The sequence below is a fragment of the Tardiphaga sp. 841_E9_N1_2 genome (assembly GCF_051811065.1).
Classification (GTDB): domain Bacteria; phylum Pseudomonadota; class Alphaproteobacteria; order Rhizobiales; family Xanthobacteraceae; genus Tardiphaga; species Tardiphaga robiniae.
Map to the genome: position 1 here is coordinate 642,455 of NZ_JBPWQC010000001.1, position 17,451 is coordinate 659,905.

The 17,451-nt window shown below is 59.9% G+C and carries 15 protein-coding genes; 4 read left to right on the forward strand and 11 right to left on the reverse strand.

Annotated features, from left to right (window positions below; translation table 11 throughout):
* Nucleotides 1–72 precede the first annotated feature (72 nt).
* The 7 genes from AB8A50_RS02810 to AB8A50_RS02840 all read right to left on the reverse strand — a co-directional run bounded on the left by AB8A50_RS02810 (nucleotide 73) and on the right by AB8A50_RS02840 (nucleotide 8,024).
* Nucleotides 73–1,578, reverse strand: coding sequence for a tripartite tricarboxylate transporter permease (locus AB8A50_RS02810; RefSeq protein WP_089267113.1), 1,506 nt, complete (start codon nucleotides 1,576–1,578; stop codon nucleotides 73–75).
* 57 nt (nucleotides 1,579–1,635) lie between these two features.
* The gene (locus tag AB8A50_RS02815) at nucleotides 1,636–2,133 is read right to left on the reverse strand and encodes a tripartite tricarboxylate transporter TctB family protein (RefSeq protein WP_089267114.1); all 498 of its coding nucleotides are present in this window, start codon (nucleotides 2,131–2,133) and stop codon (nucleotides 1,636–1,638) included.
* Nucleotides 2,134–2,222: 89 nt separating this feature from the next.
* On the reverse strand, nucleotides 2,223–3,236 hold the full coding sequence (locus AB8A50_RS02820) for a Bug family tripartite tricarboxylate transporter substrate binding protein (RefSeq protein ID WP_089267115.1): 1,014 nt from the start codon (nucleotides 3,234–3,236) through the stop codon (nucleotides 2,223–2,225).
* Nucleotides 3,237–3,735: 499 nt separating this feature from the next.
* A complete protein-coding gene (locus tag AB8A50_RS02825; RefSeq protein WP_170849697.1) occupies nucleotides 3,736–3,873 on the reverse strand; it encodes a hypothetical protein in 138 nt (45 codons plus the stop codon).
* A 234-nt stretch (nucleotides 3,874–4,107) separates the two neighbouring features.
* The gene (gene frc / locus AB8A50_RS02830) at nucleotides 4,108–5,385 is read right to left on the reverse strand and encodes a formyl-CoA transferase (RefSeq protein WP_439076751.1); all 1,278 of its coding nucleotides are present in this window, start codon (nucleotides 5,383–5,385) and stop codon (nucleotides 4,108–4,110) included.
* An 82-nt stretch (nucleotides 5,386–5,467) separates the two neighbouring features.
* Complete coding sequence (gene oxc / locus AB8A50_RS02835) at nucleotides 5,468–7,207, reverse strand: oxalyl-CoA decarboxylase (RefSeq protein WP_439076753.1); 1,740 nt, start codon at nucleotides 7,205–7,207, stop codon at nucleotides 5,468–5,470.
* Between the two features lie 85 nt (nucleotides 7,208–7,292).
* Nucleotides 7,293–8,024 carry a GntR family transcriptional regulator gene (locus tag AB8A50_RS02840; RefSeq protein WP_439076755.1) on the reverse strand — a complete coding sequence of 244 codons (732 nt, stop codon included), beginning with the start codon at nucleotides 8,022–8,024 and terminating at the stop codon, nucleotides 7,293–7,295.
* Between the two features lie 187 nt (nucleotides 8,025–8,211).
* Here AB8A50_RS02840 and AB8A50_RS02845 point away from each other — a divergent pair, with 187 nt between their 5' ends.
* Nucleotides 8,212–10,374, forward strand: a complete 2,163-nt coding sequence (locus AB8A50_RS02845) for an acetate--CoA ligase family protein (RefSeq protein ID WP_093759141.1) — start codon at nucleotides 8,212–8,214, stop codon at nucleotides 10,372–10,374.
* Between the two features lie 76 nt (nucleotides 10,375–10,450).
* Here AB8A50_RS02845 and pncB read toward each other — a convergent pair whose 3' ends face one another.
* Nucleotides 10,451–11,752 (reverse strand): nicotinate phosphoribosyltransferase, encoded by a 1,302-nt coding sequence (gene pncB, locus AB8A50_RS02850; RefSeq protein ID WP_439076757.1) that lies wholly within the window; start codon nucleotides 11,750–11,752, stop codon nucleotides 10,451–10,453.
* Nucleotides 11,753–12,047: 295 nt separating this feature from the next.
* Between pncB and AB8A50_RS02855 the strand changes: the two genes are divergently transcribed.
* Nucleotides 12,048–12,896: a cyclase family protein gene (locus tag AB8A50_RS02855; protein WP_170849696.1), complete on the forward strand. Its 849-nt coding sequence runs from the start codon at nucleotides 12,048–12,050 to the stop codon at nucleotides 12,894–12,896.
* Between the two features lie 127 nt (nucleotides 12,897–13,023).
* On the opposite strand, the gene AB8A50_RS02860 is transcribed toward AB8A50_RS02855, so the two are convergent.
* The 3 genes from AB8A50_RS02860 to AB8A50_RS02870 form a co-directional block, all read right to left on the reverse strand.
* Nucleotides 13,024–13,806 (reverse strand): ABC transporter ATP-binding protein, encoded by a 783-nt coding sequence (locus AB8A50_RS02860; protein WP_439076758.1) that lies wholly within the window; start codon nucleotides 13,804–13,806, stop codon nucleotides 13,024–13,026.
* The gene (locus AB8A50_RS02865; RefSeq protein WP_439076760.1) at nucleotides 13,803–14,546 is read right to left on the reverse strand and encodes an ABC transporter permease; all 744 of its coding nucleotides are present in this window, start codon (nucleotides 14,544–14,546) and stop codon (nucleotides 13,803–13,805) included. Before AB8A50_RS02865 ends, AB8A50_RS02860 begins: the two co-directional genes overlap by 4 nt.
* A 61-nt stretch (nucleotides 14,547–14,607) precedes the next feature.
* Entirely contained in the window at nucleotides 14,608–15,588 is a 981-nt protein-coding gene (locus tag AB8A50_RS02870) for an ABC transporter substrate-binding protein (protein ID WP_439076762.1), read from the reverse strand.
* A 186-nt stretch (nucleotides 15,589–15,774) separates the two neighbouring features.
* Here AB8A50_RS02870 and AB8A50_RS02875 point away from each other — a divergent pair, with 186 nt between their 5' ends.
* Nucleotides 15,775–16,635, forward strand: coding sequence for an alpha/beta fold hydrolase (locus AB8A50_RS02875; protein WP_439071227.1), 861 nt, complete (start codon nucleotides 15,775–15,777; stop codon nucleotides 16,633–16,635).
* A 3-nt stretch (nucleotides 16,636–16,638) separates the two neighbouring features.
* On the forward strand, nucleotides 16,639–17,427 hold the full coding sequence (locus tag AB8A50_RS02880) for an enoyl-CoA hydratase-related protein (RefSeq protein ID WP_439076764.1): 789 nt from the start codon (nucleotides 16,639–16,641) through the stop codon (nucleotides 17,425–17,427).
* The last annotated feature ends 24 nt before the right edge of the window (nucleotides 17,428–17,451 follow it).

Here is a 17,451-nt window from a genome sequence, read left to right on the forward strand (position 1 = left end):
ACTACAAGACAGCACAAAGCCGGCGGTCCAGACCGCCGGCTTTTGGGTTTGAACAGTTATTTGTATCGTTACTTACGCTGCTGCAGTGCGAGTACGCAGCCGGGTAAAGCCGTTCTGGATCACCGACCAGAACAGCGCGATCAGGCCGAGGATCATGATGCTGCTGACCAGTGTGTTCGAGAAGAAGATCCCAAGCGATCCCTGTGAGCCCAGCAACGACTGCCGGAAGGCTTCCTCGGCCTTGTCGCCAAGTACGATGGCGAGCACCAGCGGGGCGAGGGGATAGTTACACTTCTTCAGTGCGTAACCGATGATTCCGAATACCAGCATCATCACCACGTCGAAGGTCGAGTTGTGGACGGAATAGGCTCCGATCGCACAGAGCACCAGGATGAGCGGTGCAATGATGCTGAATGGAACCCGCAGGATCGCTGCGAAGATCGGTACGCAGGTCAGCACGATGATCAGGCCGACGAGGTTGCCGAGATACATCGAGGCGATCAGGCCCCAGACGAACTCTTTCTGCTCGACGAATAGCATCGGGCCGGGCTGCAGGCCCCAGATCAGCAGACCACCAAGAAGCACAGCGGCAGTTGGCGAACCGGGGACGCCGAGTGAGAGCATCGGAAGCAGGGCTGCGGTACCGGCGGCATGCGCGGCCGTTTCCGGAGCGATGACGCCTTCGATCTCGCCCTTGCCGAAGTTATTGCCGTTCTTGGAGACGCGCTTGGCGATCCCGTAACTCATGAACGACGCGGGTGTCGCGCCTGCGGGCGTAACACCCATCCAGCAGCCGATGACGCAGGAGCGCAGCGAGGTCATCCAGTATTGCGGCAAGCTCATCCAGGTACGGAGCACGACGCGAAGATCGATCTTCGCCTTGCCGCCCTGGAAGCGCAGTCCTTCCTCCATGGTGAGGAAGATTTCGCCGAGGCCGAACAGGCCGATGACTGCGATCAGGAAGTCGAAGCCATTGAGAAGTTCGGTCGAGCCAAACGTGAGTCGCAGTTGTCCGGTAATGGAATCGAGGCCGACCGCGGCGAGGGCAAAACCGATCATCATCGCCGCAATGGTCTTGAAAGGGGGCTCCTTACTCAGCCCGACGAAACTACAGAACGCCAGGAAATAGACCGCAAATTTCTCCGCGGGTCCGAATCGTAAGGCGAAGCCTGCGACCAGCGGCGCGACCAGGGTGATCATGACGACGGCGAACAGCGCACCAACGAAAGAGGACGTGAAGGCGGCGGTCAGTGCTTCGGCAGCCTTGCCCTGCTGGGCCATCGGATAGCCGTCGAATGTCGTGGCCACCGACCATGGCTCTCCGGGGATGTTGAACAGGATCGAGGTGATCGCACCTCCGAACAATGCGCCCCAATAGATGCAGGACAGCATGATGATGGCCGATGTCGGCGGCATGCTGAAGGTGAGGGGCAGCAGGATCGCAACGCCATTGGCGCCGCCAAGGCCGGGCAGCACGCCGATGATGACACCAAGCACGATGCCGAGCACCATCACCGCGATGTTGAATGGCTGCAGCGCGACCGCAAAGCCCTGGAACAGATTAGCAATTTCTTCCATTTCGAGTAGTCCTCAGAAAGAGACCGGCAGACGCAACGGAATTAAAGATCGCGGAAATCAGAGACCGAGCAGATCCTCGAGGGGCCCCTTGGGGAGCGGCACGAGAAACCAGCGTTCGAAGATCAGGTAGGTAACGACAGGCATGCCAAGAGAGATAGCGGCGATGATCGGCCACTCATATTTGCCGAGCCAGCGCATGAACCATGCGATGAAGATCATCGACGACACGTAGAGTCCGATGAACGGCAGGACGCCGACATAGATGCCGGTGGGAATGACGACGCTGAAAACCTGGCGCAACTGGCCCCATTCGGCGAAAAGGCTGCCGTCGTCCTCGCGCAGCGTGTTCCAGATATTGACGAGGCTGGAGATGATGATGAACAGCCCGATATAGAACGGAAAGAATCCGGCTTTCGGTCCCTCTGCGCCCCAGTTGATGCCGGCCTTGACGCTGCCATAGACGACGATGGCGCCGAACAGGCCGATGACGGTGGTGACGCCGGCTTCGACGGATTTGTGGGACGGGCCTGCGTTGTGAGATTGCTGCGTGGTCATGGACAACTCTGTGTGAGAGATCAGCGTCGATCAGCGTGTTGCATGCGCCGGACCTGATGTGCGATCAGGTCCGGCGTCATGGTGCCGCGTCAATTGCCTTGCGCGAGGAAGCCGGCTTCCTTCATCAGCGTCTCGTGGCGCTTCTCTTCGGTGCCAACCCAGCTGGCATATTCACCACCGGTCATGAAGGTCGTGTTGAAGGCGCCGCTCTTCATCAGGTCCTGCCACTCGGGCGTCGCGCGGACCTTCTTGAACAGTTCGACATAATAATCGATCTGATCCTTCGTCGCTTTCGGCCCCATGAAGATGCCGCGCAGCATCACATATTCGATGTCGAGTCCCTGCGACTTGCAGGTCGGAATGTCCTTCCAGCCCTTGCCGTCGGCAACCTGTTCGTCATAGGCCATCGGCTTGCTGTCGAAGACGCAGAGCGGACGCACCTTGCCGCCGCGCCACTGCGCGACTGCCTCGATCGGATTGTTCACGGTTGAATCGACATGCTGGCCAACGAGCTGTACTGCGACTTCACCGCCGCCCTTGTAAGGGATGTAAGTGAACTTGCTGCCGATCGCCTTCTCGACCGCGACCGTGATGATCTGGTCTTCCTGCTTCGAGCCCGTACCGCCCATCTTGATCGTGCCGGCCGGTGCGGCCTTCACGGCGTCGATATAGTCCTTCACCGTCTTGTAGGGCTTGTCGGCATTTACCCATAATACGAACTCGTCGAGCGCCAGCATTGCGACCGGCGTGAGATCCTTCCAGTTGAAGGGAATGCCGGTGGCGAGTGGTGTCGTGAACAGGTTCGACAACGTGATGATGATCTTGTGCGGATTGTTGTTCGCCGACTTCACGTCGAGGAAACCTTCACCGCCGGCACCACCCGACTTGTTGATGACGACAAGCGGCTGCTTCATCAGACTGTGCTTTGTGATGATGCCCTGAATGGTGCGCGCCATCTGATCGGCGCCGCCGCCGGTGCCTGCGGGAACGATCAATTCGACGGGGCGCGTCGGCTCCCATGCAGCAGATGCCGGGAGAGACGCTCCCAGGCAGAGAATGGATGCAGCGGCGGCCAGCGTGAGACATGAACCAAGGCGTTTCATTGTTTCTCTCCCATTCGTTTTGATAGCGTCGATCGTTCGTCGACTTTGAAATCGTCAGTGCGTGGTCGGGTCTTCCTTCGAATGTCCTGACTGCAGGTGTTCAAACGCGCCCTTGCATGCGCCATATGCGCACGTCAGACTGTCGAGCATCGAAGCGGCTCGCCTGCAAAAAGGATGAGTGGGTCTGGATCGCTCTGTCATTGCGCATACGGGATTGCGTGCCCGCGAAGGCAGCGCAGCCTTTGTCCTCCCCAGGTATGCTTTCTATTCAGACGTGAAGCATTACCGTTCGCGCATTTTGGTATGCGATATGCCAAGCGGCAAGCGATTAGAGCCGTTAAAAGCCGGGGAGGCTGAAATGTCGCAGGGAACGCGAGACGTCGCTGCGATGCAACTACACAAACAAAAAAGAAGGCCCCGGAAATCCGGGGCCAGTCGTCGGGAGGAACGCAGAGAATTTTGCGCGGGCTAGCCGCGCAAACGTAGTGACGTCGCAGCCTTACAGGCCGAAGCGGGGCAGGTCGCCGTTGCGGGCCGAGATGCGTGCGCTGGCCATCAGCGCGCGATCGAGCGAGGCCATGAAACGAGCGAAGAAGCTGGTGGATGTGGTGAGGTCGAGAGAAGCAGTCTTCGACATTGATCTGATCCTTTGCTGGAGGCCGCCGCGTCTTGGCGCCTCATCATCTGGGATCAATTTACGTATACCAGATGCCAAGGACAATTGTCTTGTTTGCATAGCAGCATGAGGATTTTGCAGCGCGGTATGGGTCGATTTGATTTTCTTATTAAAGTTCCGCATCGGCCACCGTAAATGAAAAAGGCCGCCAATCGGCGGCCTTTCGCATCTAATTATATGAAATCGCTGCCGAAATTACTCAGCTGCGACCTTCCGCGGCGGATCGAGTGCGCCGGAGTCGTGGATTTCGGCCACTTGATGATCGCTGAAGCCCAGCACCTGCTTGAGGATTTCGTCGGTATGTTCACCGAGCAGCGGCGAGCGAGTCACTTCAGTGGGGCTGGCCGATAGCTTAATCGGATTACCAACCGACAGATACTTGCCGCGCTCGGGGTGATCGACCTCGACCACGGTGCCGGTGGCGCGGAGCGACTGGTCTTCGGCCAATTCCTTCATGGACAGGATCGGGCCGCAGGGGATGTCATCCTTGTTGAGGATTTCCATCGCCTCGAACTTGGTCTTGGTCATCGTCCACTGTTCGATGCGCGCGAAGATCGCGTTGAGCTTGGGCAGGCGCACCGCCGGCTTGGCATAGGCCGGGTCGGTCTTCCAGGTCGGTTCGCCGATCACGTCGCAGATCTTCTCCCACACAGGCGCCTGAGTGATGAAGTAGATGTAGGCGTTCGGGTCGGTTTCCCAGCCCTTGCACTTCAGGATGCGGCCGGGCTGACCACCGCCGGAGTCGTTGCCGGCGCGGGGCACGGCATCGCCGAACGGAATGCCTTCGCCGAACTGGCTGTATTCCTTGAGCGGACCGTGAGCGAGGCGCTGCTGGTCGCGCAGCTTGACGCGCGACAGGTTGAGCACGCCGTCCTGCATCGCGGCGGTGACCTTCTGGCCCTTGCCGGTTTGCGTGCGCTGATACAGCGCGGTGACGATGCCGAGTGCGAGATGCAGGCCAGTGCCGCTATCGCCGATCTGCGCGCCGGTGACGAGCGGCAGACCATCGCGGAAGCCGGTGGTGGAAGCTGCGCCGCCGGTGCACTGCGCGACGTTCTCATAGACCTTGCAGTCCTCATAGGGACCAGGACCAAACCCCTTGATCGAGGCGACGATCATCTTCGGGTTGATCTGCTGAATCTTTTCGAACGGGAAGCCCATGCGGTCGAGTACGCCCGGTCCGAAGTTCTCGACGAGAACATCGCACTCTTTCATCAGCGCGGTGAGCACTTCCTTGCCCTTCGGGTTCTTGGTGTCGAGGGTGATCGAGCGCTTGTTGTGGTTCAGCATGGTAAAATACAGGCTGTCCACATTCGGCACGTCCTGCAATTGGCCGCGGGTGATGTCGCCAACGCCGGGCCGTTCGACCTTGATCACATCAGCGCCAAACCATGCCAGCAACTGCGTGCAGGTTGGGCCGGATTGAACGTGGGTGAAGTCCAGAATGCGAACGCCTTTGAGCGCCTGTGTCATTGTTTTGCTCCCGTAAACTAGTTTTGCCGCCTCGGCATATGAGAAAAGGAGACGGGGTCTCGCGACCCCGCCTGATGCGGTGTTATTTCTTCTTGCTGAGCACGCTCTGCGGATTGAGGTTGCCGATGCGGCCGCTCTCGCTGCCGGCCGCCGGATCGATCACCGCGTTAATGAGCGTCGGCTTGCCGGAATCCATCGCCGCATTGACGGCGCGCTTGAGTTCGTCGGGCGAGGTCGCGTTGATGCCGACGCCGCCGAAGGCTTCCATCATCTTGTCGTAGCGTGAGCCCTTGACGAAGACCGTGGGCGCCACGTCGGAGCCGCCGGTCGGATTGACATCGGTGCCGCGATAGATGCCGTCATTGTTGAAGACGACGATGCAGACCGGCAGATTGTAACGGCAGATCGTCTCGACCTCCATGCCGGAGAAACCGAAGGCGCTGTCGCCTTCGATCGCGAGCACGGGCTTGCCGGTCTCGACCGCAGCGGCGATGCAATAGCCCATGCCGATGCCCATGATGCCCCAGGTGCCGACATCGATGCGCTTGCGCGGCTGATACATGTCGACGATGCCGCGGGCGAGATCGAGCGTATTGGCACCTTCATTGACGAGCATCGCGTCGGGACGCTCGGCGATGATGGTCCGGAGAACGCCGAGCGCGCCGTGATAATCCATCGGCGAGTTGTTGTTCATCAGGCGCGGCGCCATCTTGGCAACGTTCTCTTCACGCTTCTTGGTGACGGCATTGGCCCAGTCTACCGGCGCCTTCTGCCAGCCCTTGCCCATGCCATCGAGCAGAGCGGCGACACAGGAGCCGATATCGCCGACAACAGGTGCGACGATCTCGACGTTGGAGTCCATTTCCTTCGGCTCGATGTCGATCTGGATGAACTTCTTCGGTGCATCACCCCAGCTCTTGCCCTTGCCGTGCGACAGCAGCCAGTTCAGGCGTGCGCCGATCAGCATGACGACGTCCGAATCCTTCAGCACGGTGGAGCGCGCAGCGCCCGCGCACTGCGGATGCGTGTCCGGGAGGAGGCCCTTGGCCATGCTCATCGGCAGGAACGGAATGCCGGATGTCTCGACGAGTGCCTTCACGGCATCGTCGGCCTGCGCATAGGCTGCACCTTTGCCAAGAATGATCAGTGGCTTCTTGGCCGATTTTAGCACGTCGAGCGCGCGCTTGATCGAATCCGGGGCAGGGATCTGCGCCGGCGCGGCGTCGATCACCTTCACGAGCGACTTCTTGCCTGCATCGGCATTCATCACCTGACCGAACAGCTTGGCCGGCAGATCGAGATAGACACCGCCGGGACGACCGGACACCGCGGCGCGGATCGCGCGGGCGAGGCCGATACCGATGTCGGCCGCATGCAGCACGCGGAACGCGGCCTTGCAGAGCGGCTTGGCGATCGCGAGCTGATCCATTTCTTCATAGTCGCCCTGCTGCAGGTCGACGATCTCGCGCTCGGACGAGCCGGAGATCAGGATCATCGGGAAGCAGTTGGTGGTAGCATGGGCCAGCGCCGTAAGGCCGTTGAGGAAGCCGGGTGCCGACACGGTCAAACAGACGCCAGGCTTCTTGGTGAGATAGCCGGCGATCGATGCGGCATAGCCGGCGGCCTGTTCGTGACGGAACGACAGCACCCGGATCCCCTCGGCCTGCGCCATGCGGCCGAAGTCGGTAATCGGAATGCCCGGCACGCCATAGATCGTGTTGAGGCCATTGAGCTTGAGTGCATCGATGATCAGATGGAAGCCATCGGTCAATTCCTGCTCGGCGGCTGCGTTGGTATCGATGCTCTGGACTACTGCGGACATCCCGCTCTCCCTGACTTTTCTTGTGACTGTTGGTCGTTGCTCAATTGGACGTGGTGCGGAGTGGTGAACCGTCGCGAGACGGCGCTTACGTAAACAATTCCTGGCCGTGGGCTTCGACATAAGAAGCCAGACCGAGCGTGTGATCGCGCGCGCGCTTTTCCGCGAGCTCGGTGTTGCGCTCCTCAAGCGCTTCGATGATGGCCAGATGTTCGGGCAGGGACGTCGCGGTACGGTCCGTGCGTCCGATCGTCAGCTGACGATAGCCACGCACATGCAGCAGAATATCGTTGGTCATATCGACCAGCACTGGCGACTCGCTGAGCGAGATCAGTGCCTGGTGGAAAGCGATATTCGCTTTCGAATATTCCTCAACGTGGTCCTGTGGCAGACGGTCCTTGTTGAAGTCCTTGAAGAAGTCGCGCAGCGCCGAGATATCTTTCTTGCGCGCGGTGGTCGTGATCAGACGCGCGGCCATGCTTTCCAGCGCCGCCCAGGCGCGGATCATGTCGACGATCTCGACCTTCGTCTTTCTGACAACGACGATGCCGCGGCGTGGCACAGTCTTTACGAAGCCATCCTGCTCCAGCATCGCAATGGCTTCGCGGATAGGTGTGCGGCTGACACCGAGCCGTTCCGACAGGGCGCGCTCATCGAGCATCACCGGATCGGGCGAGGTGTAGATGTCCATCTTAAGAATGGCTTCTTTCAAGGCTTCATAGGCCTTGGTCTTGAAGCTGGTCTCCGGTGCAATCCGAACGATCGCGATATCGGCTTCAGACATGACGGGCGGCGCCTTGGTTTGTTTTCGCGTGGGCATGAATCATCTCCAGTCGAGATGTCCTACCACAGAAATAACGTCAAGAATTTTTGGCATACCAGATGCCAGCATGTCAAGATGACAGCTATTTCAGCAATTTTGCGCTGCAACGCGCCTTGACAATCAAGTTTCTGGCATACCAAATGCCATCAATCCGTCTATTGGAAAAGACGTGAAGGAGGAAGCCATGTCCCAATCGAATCTTGCCGTCAAAGAAGCAACACCATCGGCGAAACAGGCCGTCCGCAAAGTTCTCGATGCGGTCAAAGCCGACAAGCGCACCAGCCTGACCGCCCCCGAGGGCAAGCTTGTGTGTGACGCATACGGCATTCCCGTGCCGAAAGAAGGCGTGGCCACCTCAGCCGCTGACGCTGCCAAGATGGCAAGCGGCATGGGCTTCCCGGTCGTAATGAAGATCGTCTCGCCGGACATTCTCCACAAGACCGAAGCGGGCGGCGTCATTGTCGGCGTCAAGACCGCCGAAGACGCGCAGAAAGCTTACGACACCATTCTGGCCAATGCCAAGAAGTACAAGGCCGATGCCAAGATAGAAGGTATCCAGGTTCAGCAGATGCTGATGGGCGGTACCGAAGTGATCATCGGTTCGATCACCGATGGTTCGTTCGGCAAGCTGGTGGCCTTCGGCCTCGGCGGTGTGCTCGTCGAAGTGCTGAAGGACGTCACTTTCCGCCTCGCGCCCGCCACCAATGATGACGCGCTGTCGATGCTCGATGGCATTCAGGCCGCCGAGATGCTGCATGGCGTGCGCGGCGGCGATCCCGCCAACCGCGAAGCGCTGGCCGACATCATCGTCAAGGTATCGCAGCTCGTCAGCGATTTCCCGGAAATGGTCGAACTCGATCTCAACCCGGTCTTCGCCACCAAGAAAGACGCGATTGCCGCCGACGTGCGCATCGTCGTCGACTTCGACTACAAACCGCGCCCTGCGCCGCGCTCCAACGCCGAAATCGTCACGGCGATGAACCGCATCATGATGCCGAAGGCCGTCGCTGTGATCGGCGCTTCCGCCGAAGATGGCAAGATCGGCAATTCGGTGATGAAGAACCTCATCAACGGCGGCTACAAGGGCGACATCTACCCGATCCATCCGAAGGCCGAAGAGATCATGGGCCGCAAGGCCTATAAGAGCGTCAAGGATGTTCCGGGCGTGATCGACACGGCGGTATTCGCGATTCCCGCCAAGTTCGTTGCAGGTGCGCTGATCGAATGCGGCGAGAAGAAAATTCCGGGCGCGGTGCTGATCCCGTCGGGCTTTGCCGAAGCCAACGAGCCTGCATTGCAGGAAGAGATTGTCGAAATCGGCAAGAAATACGACGTCCGTCTGATGGGGCCGAATATCTATGGCTTCTATTATACGCCGGCCAATCTCTGCGCGACTTTCTGTACAGCCTACGACGTGAAGGGCTCGGCGGCATTGTCGTCGCAGTCCGGCGGCATCGGCATGGCGATCATCGGCTTCTCGCGCTCTGCCAAGATGGGCGTGTCGGCGATCGTTGGCCTCGGCAACAAGTCGGATATCGACGAGGACGATCTGCTGGCGTTCTTCGAGCAGGATCCGAACACCACGATCATCGCGCAGCACTGCGAGGATCTGAAGGATGGTCGTGCCTTCGCCGAAGCCGCCAAGCGCGTCTCCAAGATCAAGCCGGTTGTCGTACTGAAGGCCGGCCGCACCTCGGCCGGCGCCAAGGCGGCCTCGTCGCATACCGGCGCACTTGCCGGCAACGACAAGATCTATGAGGACGTGCTGAAGCAGTCGGGCGTCATTCGCGCCCGCTCGCTGCGCCAGCTGCTCGAATTCGCGCGTGGCATTCCCGTGCTGCCGACGCCGAAGGGCGAGAACGTGCTGATCATCACCGGTGCCGGTGGGTCGGGCGTGCTGCTGTCGGATGCGGTCGTCGATAACGGCATGTCGCTGATGGCGATGCCGCCGGATCTGGATGCGGCGTTCCGCAAGTTCATCCCGCCGTTCGGCGCTGCCGGCAACCCGGTCGACATCACCGGTGGCGAACCGCCGATCACTTACGTCAACACCGTGAAGCTGGGCCTCACCGATGATCGCATCCACTCGCTGATCCTCGGCTACTGGCACACGATCGTGACGCCGCCGATGGTGTTCGCGCGCAACATGGTCGAGATCAAGAACGAGATGAAGGCCAAGGGCATCGAGAAGCCGATGGTGGCTTCGCTCGCGGGCGACGTGGAAGTCGAGGAAGCCGCCGAATATCTCTACCAGAACGGCATTCCGGCTTACGCTTATTCGACCGAACTCCCGGTCGAGGTGCTTGGTGCCAAGTACAAGTGGGCACGCGGAGCGGGCCTGCTGTAAGCAGCTTCGATCTATACACAAAAACAAAGCGCCGTCCGGGAAACCGGGCGGCGCTTTTTTGCGTTTGCGGTTCTGGCTAGACGATCACCGGCTGTTCGGCGACGCCCTCGCGGCCGAAGATGCGCAGATAGCGTTCGATCTCTGCAGGGCTGCTGCCGGTGGTCTTGGCGGGATTGTCCGACAGCTTCACGGCCGAGCGGCCGTTGGCATAGGTGACCTTGCAGACCAGGCTGATCGGGTCGAGTGAATCGAGCCCGCGCGGATGCGCGCCGCGGAAGTCGTTGGTGGCCATGGTGCCCCAGCCGAAGCTCTCGCGGATGCGCCCACGGAAACGCTGATGCAGATCGATCATCAGATCGACTTCGAGACCGTCGCTGAACATCGCGCGCTTCTTGCGCGGATCCTCGCCACGCATGGCGTACCAGGCGATCATCTCTTCGCCCGCCGCAACCGGCTCCTTGCTGTCCATGCGCATGCCGGTCCATTGTGAGGCCCAGGGCGGTGCGTCGCGCAGGAACTGCGTCATGCCGAACGTATCGGGCAGAATGATCAGCAATTCGCCGTCATAGACCTCCTGCCATTTCGCCAGCACGTCATATTGCGCGGTCTTCAGCTGGTCGTCGTTTTCAGCGAGGCAGGCGAACACCATCGGCAGTTCGTGCGAATTGGTGCCGATGGCTTCGAATGAATGCTTGAAGGCGAGCAGGGCGTTTGACGTTCCGACGAAGCTGCGGCCAAGCTCGTTGGCCATCGCGTCCGTCACCCATTCCTGCCACAGGAAGCCGTGGCGGCGACGGGTGCCGAATTCGGCGAGCCGCATGTCCGGATAGGATTTCAGCTTCTTGATCTTGTTCCAGATCTTGGTCTTGGTCTGGGCGTAGAGAATATCCAGCTCGAACTTGTCCAGCGTGGCCATGGCGATCCGCGATCGCAATTCGCTGACGATGGCGAGGGCGTAGATCTCCCACATCGTGACTTCAGCCCAGTCACCTTCGAAGGTGAGGACATATTGACCATCGATGGTCTCAAGCTTGTAGTCAGGCAACCTGAAGCTGCGCAGATATTCGATATATTCAGGACGGAAAATGTCGCGGCGGCCATAGAAGCGGTTGCCGGCCAGCCAGATCAGTTCGTTCTCGCGGAATGAGAGCGTGCGGGCATGATCGAGCTGCGCGCGCAGCACCGCTTCCGGAATGATCTCGGCAAGGCGGACGGTCTTGGTGCGGTTGATCAGGCCGAAGGTCAGGGGCACCTTCGGATAAAGCATCCAGATGAACTGATGCATCAGGAATTTGTAGAAGTCGGTGTCCAGCAGCGACCGGATGATCGGATCAAGCCGGTAGTTGTGATTGTGGACCCGGGTGGCGAAATCCATCATGGCAACGCCACTCCTGGTAACGTGCCTGATCGTGGCACCTGCACCGAAACGGCAGTGGCCGCATCGCTGACGCTGTCTTTGCAGCAGTTCATTAAATTGGCGTATCCGCCGGGTTTATCGATGTCAACGCAAGCGCTGAACCGCGCTTTCACAATCGAGGATTGTCGTGGCAGCCCAGCGTTTGTCCATCTGTTTTTGGCCTTGATCCTGCATCTGCGGGCATTGCGCAGAATTGTTTGCATGCTTACGATTTCCACCTGCCGGTGGGCGCCCCGAAACGATGAAGGACAGCACCATGAAAGTCGTCGATCTCTCCCACGTCATGAACATCCACACGCCCGGCTGGGTCGGCTATGCCGGCAACAAGATGTATTATGCGCAGAACCTGCAGACGCAGATGATCGTGGCGCAGCGGATCGAGACGGCGCTGCATGCCGGCACCCATTTCGACGGCGCGATGCACGCCACCGACGGGCGCAAGGGCGACATGGCCTCGCTGCCGCTGGACTACCTGTTCAATCGCGGCGTTGTCGTCGATATCTCCAGCCAGATGCACGACTGGGCGGTGATCACGCCTGAGATGCTCGAAAAGTCAGGGGCAGATATTCGCGAAGGTGACATTCTGATCCTGCACACCGGCTGGCACAAATATTACGAAGGCCAGGCGCAGCAGGATCTGGTGAAATACTTCTGCTATCACCCCGGTCCGAATCTCGACACGCTGCACTGGATGCTGGAGAAGAAGATCAAATGGTTCGGCATGGACACGGGTTCCTGCGATCACTCGATGAACACCTCGATCCGCAACATGCGGCCGGACATCGCTGCGCAGTTCACCAAGAAGCACGGCAAGACGCCAGCGGAATTCTTCGGCACGTTTGAGTATAATCACAAGCTCTCGGGCCGCCACGTGACTGCCGACATGTTCCCGTTCCACAATTACGCGTTCCAGGAAGGCTTGTTGCATGCCGAGAATATCGGCGGCGACATCGAGCTCATGCTCAACCAGCGTTGCCTGATCGGCGCCTTCCCGTGGCGCTATGATGGGCTTGAGTCATGCCCGTGTCGTATCCTGTGCTTCACAGATACGGGCGATGCCTCGGTGGAAGCCATGGGGAACGCGGCGAAGGCGATCATGGGGTGATGTAGTTTAGGCCCACGCCGTCATGGCCGGGCTTGTCCCGGCCATCCACGTCTGTCTGGATAGCGGCCAAGTCGTGGATGCCCGGGACAAGCCCGGGCAAGACGTGGAGAGGTCGGTTGATCGTTTTCTAGCGCCTTAGTCTCGCATCAGGTGCGTTCGCCTGCAGCGTATTCTGGATCGCTTCGCGGAGCAGGGGATAGTTGGCGCGATTCCAGTCCGCCATCCTGATATCGGCGAGCAGCGTCGCCGACTTGCCGAACACAACAATGCGGTCACCCACGGCCATGGCTTCTTCGAGTTGATGCGTGATCAGGATCGCGGTCGATTTAAACTCGCGAGCCAGATCGACGAAGGTCTTTCGCAGCTCATTGGCCGTAACTTCATCGAGCGCGCTGAAGGATTCATCCGCCAGCAGGATTTCCGGTTGCACCGCAAAGGCGCGCGCAATCGCCACGCGCTGGCGCATGCCGCCGGAAAGTTCGCGCGGATAGGCGTTAGCGAATTTTTCCAATCCCAGCCGTTTCAGCCACGTCAGCGCGCGCTCCTGCTGAACATCTTCGGCGATGCCGATCAGTTCGAGCGGAAGCTTGACGTTGTCGAGTGCGGAGCGCCACGGAAACAGCCGGTCCTGCTGGAAGATCGTCGCGATCTTGCCGCGGAAGGCGTTGAAGTCATCATAGGGTGTCTTGCCGCCGATGCTGATGCTGCCGGCGGTGGGATGTTCGAGGCCGATCAACAGATCGAACAGCGTTGATTTTCCGCAGCCGGTCTTGCCCACGATGGCGATGAGTTCGCCGGGCTCGATCCGCAGCGACAACTGGTCGATGGCTGTGATCGACTGGCCGGAGGTGGTCTGGCGAAATACCTTGCGCAGGCCGGCGATCTCGATGGGCGCTGAAGCTGCCGTCATGCCCGCCACCGCAATACGTGTGTTTCGAGTCTGACGAGCAGCGCTTCGAGGAAGAACAGCAATATGACCAGCACCAGCGTCCAGGCGAATACGTCGGCCACCGAGAACAATTCCTGTGCGACCGAGAGCTGATGCCCGATGCCGGTCACTGCGCCGACGAGTTCAGCGATGGTGACAACGCGAATGGCGAGGCTGAGCGTGATCTTCCAGCTCGTGATGATCCCCGGCGTGATCGCAGGCAGCATCAGCTTGTGAAAGAACTGCAATGGCGTCGGCCGGAAGGAGCGGATCATCTGCTTCAGATCGCGCGACACCTCGCGCATGTTGTCGAGGGAATCGACGGTGAAGACCGGAGCGCAGACCACAACCAGCACGAAGACGATGCGAAACTCGACGCCCTTGAACCACAGCACCGCGAACAGGATCCAGGAGACAACCGGCACGGCCATCAGGATCCGCACCATCGGGCGCAGATATTTCTCGACGCTCTCGGACAGATACATCAGCACTGCCACCAGTAGTCCGATGACGAAAGACACGACCAGCGACAGCAGCACGCGGCCGAGCGTCACCGCGACGTCGAGCGGGGTGATCTTGGTCAGGCTTTCGGCAATACGGCCGAGGCCCGGGATTGCGAAAGCAGGGATACCCAGCGACGGTGCCAGATAGGACATGACCTGCCAGACCGCGGCGAAGAGCACGATCGATATGATCGTCTCGCGCGGCAGGCTGGAGATCATCAGGCTTCGCGGTGACCTTTCGAAGATCGGCTCCTCGAATGGCGTGGCAGGTCTCGGCTCGTCAGGGGGCATAGATGATCGCTTCGTCAGGCAGCTTTGGATGGAAGCCGGCGGCGACGGCGCGCTCGAACGTATCCCAGATGCTCTTGCGTTCGGTGGCGTCCCAGGCTGGCTTGGCGTCGAAGTCCCAGCGCTTGGCGAGCACGGCTTCCTTCAAGATGCCGGGCGGCAGCTTCACGGTCTCGACCGCGATCTTGTCGGCACCATCCGGATCGCTGCGCAGATATTTGGTGACGTCCGCCAGCGCAGCGACGAATTTCTTGGGCGCGTCCGGCGACTTTTTGATGGTATCCTCGCGCATGGCATAGACCAGCTCCCAGCCGGTGGTGCCCGCAATCTCCTTCCATCCGTCATTGGCGTTGAAGATGATCTTCAGCGACGGATCGTCCTTCATCATCATGGTGGCGATCGGCTCGATGATCATCGCGGCATCGACGCGGCCGGCGGCAAGTTGCGCACGCGCTACAGCGAAGTTCGCGTTGACCAATGTCATGTCCTTGGCGAGGTCCATCTTTTTGGATTTCGCGTAGATCGACAGGATCTGGAATTGCCCGCTGCCCATGTCGGCGGCGAGTTGCTTGCCTTTCAGGTCGGCCAGCGACTTGATGGCCGGGTCCTTGGTGATGATGACGAGATCGGCGAGCGTGGCACCTGTTGCGACGATTTGCAGCGGCACGCCTTCGAGGCGCAGCTTCTGGAAGTAGGTGGGCCCGCCGATCAGCGTGTCGATTTCGCCGGTGGCGAGGCCCGCATAATAAGAGGAGAAAGAAGGATAGACCTGAACTTCGGCCTCGAAACCGTTCTTGGTGTCGAACTTCTGCGCCTTCATGATGTTGATGATGATCGGCGCGAAGACGGGAAGTGTCAGGCTACCCACGCGGATTTTTGTCGGCGCCTGCGCCTGCGAATTTGTTGCGAGCGCGCTGCTCATCAGCGTAGCAGCCGTGCCCATTGTGAAGGCGCGTCGCGAAAGACCGGTCATGACATCTCCTCAAGAAACGTTGTGGCGCGTGGCTTTTCGATCGGTTTATGCGGCGTTGCGATATTTGTTTGTAAGCAAATGATATGCCAAAATTGAATCCACTAAATCCTCTTGCAGTCGTGAAATAACGCTACTAGCATTTCGTTTGTGTGCAAATGAAATCTGCTCTGACTGCAGGAGGCGACGATGCCGCACGTGACGACGCCCGACGGGACGCAGCTCTATTATGAGGAAGTCGGCACCGGGAGTCCTGTGGTTTTCGTTCATGAGTATGCGGGAGATTACCGCACCTGGGAGCCCCAGCTTCGTTACTTCTCGCGCTCCTATCGTTGCGTCACCTACAGCCAGCGCGGTTATCCGCCGTCGGATGTACCGACCGATCCCGCGCGTTACGGCCAGGATATTGCACGCGATGACGTCATCGCATTGATGGATGCACTGAAGATCAACAAGGCGCATATCGTCGGTCATTCCATGGGCGCATCGACGGCGCTGCATGTCGGCATTCACTATCCGGATCGCTGTTTGTCGGTAACCGCTGCAAGCTGCGGTTACGGCTCCAGTCCCGATCCTGCCTTTGTGGAGCAGGGCCGTGCAGCCTCACGCGAAACCGCAAAAATGTTCGAGACGGTCGATTTCCCGACAGCTGCGGCGCGCTATGCCGATGGTGCAACGCGTCAGACGCACAAGAACAAGGACCCGCGTGGTTTCGCCGAGTTCGCGCGGATGCTGGCGGATCATTCGCCGGTCGGGCACGCGCTGACCATGCGCGAGCTGCAGGCCAAGCGGCCGATGCTGTGGGAGATGAAGCCGCAACTCGAGACATTCACGCCGCCACTGCTGATCATCGTTGGCGACGAGGACGATTGGTGCCTCGATCCCAGCATCTTTCTCAAGCGCACGGTGCCGACGGCAGGTCTTCTGGTATTGCCGCGTGCCGGCCATACCATCACCAGCGAAGAGCCGGCGGCATTCAATGCAGCGCTGGCGGAGCTTTTTCCGGCGGCCGAGTCCGGTCGCTGGATGTCGCACAAGCCGGCGGCCTGAGCGATGAGCACGCCTGGCGATATCGTCATTGATATTGCGGACGGCATCGCAACGTTGCGTCTGGCCAATCCGGCACGACGTAACGCGATCTCCACGGCGATGTGGAACAAGATCGCCGCCTTTGCCGGCGACGTCGCCACCCGCAAGGATATCCGTGTCGTGGTCATCCGCGGCGAGGGCGAGCTAATGTTTTCCGCGGGCGCAGACATTTCCGACTTTGCCACGGCTCGATCAGGCGAGGGCAATGCCCGGGCCTATGACGATCTGGTCGAGAATACCTGCCTGGCGATCGAGGCGATCCCGCAGCCGACCATCGGCCTGATCTATGGCGGCTGCATGGGCGCCGGGTCATCCGTTGCTGCGAGTTGCGACATGCGCGTTGCTGCGGATGATGCCTTCTTCGCAGTACCCGCCGCCAAGCTCGGTCTGGGCTACGATCCGCGCGGCATTGCGCGCTTCATCCGCGTGTTCGGCGCCGGCGCGACGCGACAAGTCTTGTTTACGGCCGATCGTCTGCCCGCCATGCGCGCTCATAAGCTGGGCGCGGTACATGTCATCGCACCGAAGGCTGACATTGAATCGCTGGCTGGGGAGCTTGCAAGGAAGATCGCCGGCAATGCGCCGCTGACCATCAAGGCGGCCAAGGCTGCCATCCGTGCACTGAGCACCAACAACGCCGAACTCCTGGCTGAAGCCGAGCAGTTCTATGCCGCAGCGGACGCCAGCGCCGACTACGCCGAAGGCCGCAAGGCCTTTGCCGAGAAACGACCCCCGCGCTTTACAGGAAGCTGATTGACCTAAGAATTTTCGTTTTCA